Origin of the sequence: Allosphingosinicella sp., assembly GCF_036387215.1 — a bacterium.
Lineage (GTDB): Bacteria > Pseudomonadota > Alphaproteobacteria > Sphingomonadales > Sphingomonadaceae > Allosphingosinicella.
This window is the reverse complement of record NZ_DASVUE010000338.1, coordinates 1-4603: the sequence shown is the minus strand read 5'-3', so window position 1 is coordinate 4603 and position 4603 is coordinate 1. Positions and strand designations below refer to the sequence as shown.

The 4603-nt window shown below is 66.0% G+C and carries 7 protein-coding genes and 1 pseudogene; all 8 read left to right on the top strand.

Going from position 1 to position 4603, the window contains the following annotated elements:
* Positions 1-183, top strand: a pseudogene (locus VF662_RS13595) (succinyl-CoA--3-ketoacid-CoA transferase); the annotation flags it as partial.
* Between the two features lie 21 nt (positions 184-204).
* Positions 205-1053 (top strand): N-acyl homoserine lactonase family protein, encoded by an 849-nt coding sequence (locus VF662_RS13590; protein WP_464142195.1) that lies wholly within the window; start codon positions 205-207, stop codon positions 1051-1053.
* On the top strand, positions 1050-2048 hold the full coding sequence (locus VF662_RS13585; protein ID WP_464142193.1) for an NADPH:quinone oxidoreductase family protein: 999 nt from the start codon (positions 1050-1052) through the stop codon (positions 2046-2048). Before VF662_RS13590 ends, VF662_RS13585 begins: the two co-directional genes overlap by 4 nt.
* A 13-nt stretch (positions 2049-2061) precedes the next feature.
* On the top strand, positions 2062-2550 hold the full coding sequence (locus tag VF662_RS13580; protein WP_464142191.1) for a cytochrome c: 489 nt from the start codon (positions 2062-2064) through the stop codon (positions 2548-2550).
* Positions 2551-2628: 78 nt separating this feature from the next.
* Positions 2629-2955 carry a DUF1476 domain-containing protein gene (locus VF662_RS13575; protein WP_464142189.1) on the top strand — a complete coding sequence of 109 codons (327 nt, stop codon included), beginning with the start codon at positions 2629-2631 and terminating at the stop codon, positions 2953-2955.
* 4 nt (positions 2956-2959) lie between these two features.
* Positions 2960-3193, top strand: coding sequence for a BolA/IbaG family iron-sulfur metabolism protein (locus tag VF662_RS13570; protein ID WP_464142187.1), 234 nt, complete (start codon positions 2960-2962; stop codon positions 3191-3193).
* A 12-nt stretch (positions 3194-3205) separates the two neighbouring features.
* The gene (grxD, locus tag VF662_RS13565; protein WP_464142185.1) at positions 3206-3535 is read left to right on the top strand and encodes a Grx4 family monothiol glutaredoxin; all 330 of its coding nucleotides are present in this window, start codon (positions 3206-3208) and stop codon (positions 3533-3535) included.
* A gap of 623 nt (positions 3536-4158) precedes the next feature.
* A complete protein-coding gene (locus tag VF662_RS13560) occupies positions 4159-4599 on the top strand; it encodes a hypothetical protein (protein ID WP_464142183.1) in 441 nt (146 codons plus the stop codon).
* Positions 4600-4603: the final 4 nt, after the last annotated feature.

Here is a 4603-nt window from a genome sequence, read left to right as displayed (position 1 = left end):
CCGAAGTTCATCCCCGCCTGCACGCTTCCGCTCACCGGCAAGAACGTCGTCGACATGATCATCACCGATCTCGCCGTCTTCCACCGCCCCGACCATCAGAGCCCGTTCCGGCTGATCGAGCTTGCGCCGGGGGTCGGCGCGGACGAGGTGGCGGCGAAGACGACGGCGCGCTACGAAAGCTAGAACGATCACGGGGGAGGGGGCATGATGAAGAAGCTGGCACTGGCGGCGGCCGCCTTCCTGGGGCTCACCGGGCTTCAGGCGCCGCCTGCGCAGAAGCCGCTGCCGGAATTGTCGCTGTGGCGGCTCGATTGCGGCAATTTCGTCATCAAGGACTATAACGCCTTCTTCTCAGACACGATGGCCTATCCTCCTGGGCGGCCGAAGGCGATCGTCGCCAGCTGCTACCTGATCAAGAACGGCGACCGCTACATGCTCTGGGACACGGGCGTGCCTGCCGGGTTGGTCGGAAAGCCGGCTGAAAATGCCGCGCAGCGTATCGAACTCAAGGCGACCATCGCCGACCAGCTGAAGCGGATCGGCGTCCGGCCCGACCAGATCTCGATGATCGGGATCAGCCATTATCATTTCGACCATATCGGCCAGGCCGCGAACTTTCCGAAGGCGGAGCTGGTGATCGGCAAGGGCGATCTCGACGCGCTGAAGGTGAAGCCGACGCCCAAGGGGATGGAGCCGGAGCTGCTGAAGCCGTGGATCGGCGGCGGCGGGAAAGTGACCGCGGTGGAGAAGGACGCGGACCTGTTCGAGGACGGGCGCGTCATCATGCTGAAGACGCCGGGCCACACGCCTGGGCACAACGCCCTGCTCGTCCGCCTCAGGAGCGGCAACGTGCTTCTGACCGGGGACCTCTACCACTTCACGGAGCAGGTGCCGATCAAGGGCGTGCCGCCGTTCAATACGAACCGCGCCGATACGCTCGCCTCGATGGACCGCTTCGACAAGCTCGCCCGCAACCTCAACGCCAAGGTGATCATCCAGCACGAGCCGGCGGACATTCCGAAGCTGCCGCCCTTTCCCCAAGCGGCCCAGTGAAGGCGCTCCTCTCCGTTGAGCCCGGAGGCCCCGAGACGCTTCGGCTGAGCGAGGTGCCGGAGCCGGTGGCGGGGGCGGGGCAGTTGCTGGTGCGGGTGAAGGCGTGCGCGATCAACTATCCGGACGTGTTGATCATCGAGGACAAATATCAGTTCAAGCCGCAGCGGCCGTTCGCGCCGGGCGGTGAGATCGCCGGTGTGGTCGAAGCGGTGGGCGAGGGCGTTCAGGGCTGGGCGGCAGGGGACCGGCTGATCTCGATGCTCGGCCATGGCGGGCTTGCCGAGAAGGTGGTGGTGGATGCGGGCATGGCGCTTCCGCTTCCTCCCGAGCGCAGCCTCGAGGAAGGCGCGGCGCTGATCCTCACTTATGCAACGTCGATCCACGCGCTGCTGGATCGCGGCAAGCTGCGGCAGGGGCAGACCTTGCTTGTGCTCGGCGCGGCGGGCGGCGTCGGGATCGCGGCCGTGGAGCTCGGCAAGGCCTTCGGCGCTCGCGTCATCGCCGCCGTCTCGTCCGAGGAGAAGGCCGCCGCCGCCCGCGAGGCCGGAGCGGACGACGTGCTCGTCTATCCGCGCGGCCCGTTCGACAAGGAAGCGTCAAAGGCGCTGGCGCAGCAGTTCAAGGCCGCGGTGGGACCCGGCGGCGCCAACGTGATCTACGACCCCGTGGGGGGCGACTATGCGGAGCCCGCGCTCCGTTCGATCGGCTGGGAAGGGCGCTATCTGGTGGTCGGCTTTCCGGCCGGGATCCCGAAGCTTCCGCTCAACCTCACTTTGCTCAAGAGCTGCGACATCTGCGGCGTCTTCTGGGGCGCCTTCGCGGCGCGCGATCCCAAGGCCAATGCCGAGCACATCCGGACCTTGTTCCGGCTCTGGTCGGAGGGGCGGATTGCCCCCAAGGTAAGCCGCGCCTGGCCGCTCAGCGAGGGCGGCGAGGCGATCGCCCACATGGCCGCGCGGAAGGCGGTGGGGAAGCTCGTAGTGACGATGGAGTGAAGGGGAGAGGCTGATGCTGAAGGCGATCTGGGCACCCGTTGCGGCACTGGCTCTCCTGGGCTGCGCCGCAACCATGGACGGGCAGGGAAACGCGCCGGCGGCGCAGCAGCCGACGCCGCAGCAGATCGTCGCGGCGCGACAGGCCTCCTTCCACCTGACGGGCGCAGCCATGGGCAATATGCGGGCGGCGATCGAGCGCGGCGGCGACGTATCGGGGCAGGCCTATGCCGCGCGCGGCGTCGCGCGGTGGGCCGCCGCTCTGCCCACCATGTTCCCTGCAAGCACGTCCGCGATCACACCGAGCCGCGCAAAGCCGGAGATCTGGGCCAACAAGGCCGACTTCGATGCCAAGGCGGCCGCCTTCGCCGCGGCCGCAACGCGGCTCGCCGAGCTTGCGCAGGCGAATGACAAGGAGGGCTTCGCGGCCCAGCATCGTGCGACCGCCGCGACCTGCGCCGCCTGCCACGATCTCTACCAGGTGCCGCAGAACCGCGGCAGCTGAGCCGGCCATATTCTTGCCCATCCGTTGCGCCCGCCGCCGGGCGCGCTTATCTGGTCGGGCAACAGCCAAGGGAAAGCCATGACCACGTTCGACGACCGCGAGAAGGCATTCGAGAACATGTATGCCCGCGATCAGGAGATGCAGTTCAGGATCATCGCCCGCCGCAACCGGCTGCTCGGCGCCTGGGCCGCCAATCTGATGGGCCTGACCGAGGTCGAGGCGGAATCCTACGCCAAGGACGTGGTCCGTGCCGATTTCGAGGAAGCGGGCGACGAGGACGTGATACGCAAGGTGCTCGGCGACCTGACCTCCGCCGGCGTCGAATGCGACGAAGCGCGGATCCGCGAGGCGCTCGAGCACAAGACCGTCGAGGCGCGCCGGCAGCTCATGGAAGCTCAGGGCTGATCCGATGGCGATGGCGGCTGACGAGATCGAGCGGCTGATCCGCGACGGCATTCCGGATGCCCGCGTGGAGATCACCGATCTTGCCGGCGATGGGGACCATTATGCGGCCCGGGTGGTCGCGGAGAGTTTCAGGGGGCAAAGCCGCGTCGTTCAGCAGCGGCGCGTTTATGAGGCCTTGGGCGGGCGAATGGGCGGCGTGCTTCACGCGCTCCAGCTTACCACCGCCGTACCGGATTGAGGAAATTCAACAATGAGTGAAGTCAACGCCCGCATCGACGAAATCGTGAATTCGAACGACGTCGTCCTGTTCATGAAGGGCACCGCGCTCTTCCCGCAATGCGGCTTTTCGAGCCGCGCGGTCGCGATCCTCGATCATCTCGGAGTCGGGTTCGAGACGGTCGACGTGCTCCAGGACCCGGAGATCCGCCAGGGCATCAAGGCCTATTCCGACTGGCCGACCATTCCGCAGCTTTACGTGAAGGGCGAGTTCGTCGGCGGCTCGGACATCATGATGGAGATGTTCGAGGCGGGCGAGCTCCAGCAGCTGCTGGACGAGAAGCAGGTCGCGAAGGCGGAGTAGCGGCAGCCATTGGGGAAGGATCGTCACCCCGGACTTGATCCGGGGTCCACCTTCTTCACCCGTCGGTCAAAGAAGAAGGTGGATGCCGGATCAAGTCCGGCATGACGAACTTTGACTATGAGGGGGCGCCGGCAGTTCCCGAAAAAGATTAGGGCGGGCGGCGCGACCAGAAAGCGCCTGCCCGCCCTTTCGGTGGAACGGTGTGGACGCTGATAAAGATACACGCTGCGTGCCAGACCGTGCCAACGGCGGAAATCCGCGGCTTTCGATGGTCAACGGGAATTAACCTCTTCCCGCCGGTGTAAAGCTTCCCGACAAATCTGCGCGCCGCTGCGGCCGCTGACGCACCCGGAACATTCATATTCCGTTCAGTCGATTGATTACATCTGTAGTCCCAAGAGCTGCACGAGCAGCCGGATTTCAGGGAGCCGAGCGCAGATGCGCGAAGGTGATTCGATCGACGATGTGATTTCCCGCGGCCGCTTGCATCCCGGCGGCTCGGGAATCGGCCGTGCTGCCGCCGCCTCCGGGCGGGCCCGGGCAGCGGGTGCCCCCGATGCTTGCGCTGGGGCCGGCGGCGCGGCCGCCTTCCTTTCCAATCACGACAAGACGGAGACGATGAAATGAAGTCCAAGGGGTTTACCGGGGGTATGTTCTTCGCAAGTCTGGTGGCCGGAGCAGTCGCGCTCGGCGGCACTGCGATCGCGCAGGAGAAGAAGGAAGAGCGGACCGAAAACATCATCATCAAGCGCTACGGCAAGGACAGCAAGCCGATCGTGCTCGACGGCAAGGAGCTCTCGGAGTTCCGGGCGAAGTGCAACGATGCCAACAAGGCGGAAAGCGACGTCACGAGCGGCGACGGCAACAGGAAATTCGTCACCCGCGTCGTCGTCTGCGGCGACAAGGGTGAGAGTTCGGCCGACGTTCGGGGCGAGCTCGTAAAGGCCCTCGAAAAGGCGCGCGCCGAGCTTAGCGAGCGTGACTCGGGCGATGCTCAGCATCGCGCTGAGGCAATCGCCGCTCTCGACCGCGAGATCGCCCGGGTGAAGGCGCAGAAGGACTGATTTA